At 77.7% G+C, this 1,171-nt stretch carries 1 protein-coding gene and 1 pseudogene; both read right to left on the reverse strand.

Going from position 1 to position 1,171, the window contains the following annotated elements; all coding sequences use genetic code 11:
- Positions 1-1,007: DNA polymerase Y family protein (locus B2J89_RS21100; protein ID WP_169170803.1), on the reverse strand; the 1,007-nt coding region annotated here is incomplete at its 3' end.
- Positions 973-1,171, reverse strand: a pseudogene (locus B2J89_RS21105) (hypothetical protein); the annotation flags it as partial. The gene B2J89_RS21100 and the pseudogene B2J89_RS21105, both read right to left, overlap by 35 nt.

Here is a 1,171-nt window from a genome sequence, read left to right on the forward strand (position 1 = left end):
GCCGGGGGCGCCTGCCAGCGCTGCATGCACTCGGGACGGTGGTCGGCCAGGAGCGCGGGCGCCTGCACCTGTGCGGCGCCCAGGCGGGCGCTCAGGCGCTCGACCAGCTGGTGCCAGGGCTCGCCCGGAGGTCTGGCCGGCGCGGCGTAGCGCAGGCTGGCGCTGGCATGGGGTAAGGGCGCGGCCTGCAGCACGCGCAGCCGGATCTGGCGGGCGGGCGCGGCCAACGTGGTGCGCGCCAGGTGCTCGGACAGCAGGCGGCGCAGGTGCGCCATGTCCTGCGTGGGCTGCGCCGTGCGCACCGGCAGGGCCTGCTGCGCGGGCAGGTCCACGCCGTTGCAGCGGCGCAGCTCGTGCTCCCAGGCCAGCTCAAGCCCCAGCGCGCCCTGCTGGCGCGCCCGCAGCCAGGACTGCAGGGCGGCGAGCAGATCGCTGGCGGCAGCCAGCAGGGCCGGGCCGGAGTCGACCGGCGCGGGCAGCTCCAGCGCCAGATCGAAGCGGTCGGGCAGCGCCAGCCAGGCCAGGGCGTCGGGCACGTCGCCCCAGCCCTGGTCGAGCGCGTGCAGCAGGGCCGCGCCAAAGCGCCGCGCCACGCCGGCACGCGGCAGCGCGCGCAAGCCGCCCCAGGTGGTGCAGCCCATGCGCGCCAGGCTGGCGGCGTGAGGGCGCGCGGCGCTCAAGGTGTGAAGTGGCAAATCCTGCGGCACGCTTGCGGGCGCGGCATGCCCGCTCTGCCGCAGGCGCAGCAGCGCCAATGCCGCCAGGGCCGTGGCGCTTTCGGCCCAGGGACCACCGGGCGCGGGCCGATCCGCCTGCAGTTGCCCGATCAACCGGGGGCGGCCGCCCCACAGGCGCTCGGTGCTGGATACCTCCAGCAGCAGCGCTTCGTCGAGCACGGCCACGCGCGGTGTCCAGCGCAGCGCCCACCAGGCGTGCAGACATGCGGCCGGGGCGCCGGCCGCCAGCGGCGCCTCATCGGGCCGCCAGGGGAACGCGATCCAGTGCATGGCTGGCGCTGGCGCGTGCCGTGCCCACGGCGGCGCGCACTTGAAGGGGGGCGGAAGAAGCCGGCAGGCCGGCACGCCGTGCGACCGGCGCCGCCAGCACATCGGCCAGGCGCGCCGCTCTGGCGGCCAGCCACAGCGGCTCGGCCAGCGGCGGCCCACGCCGC

Source organism: Acidovorax sp. SRB_24, from assembly GCF_012931925.1.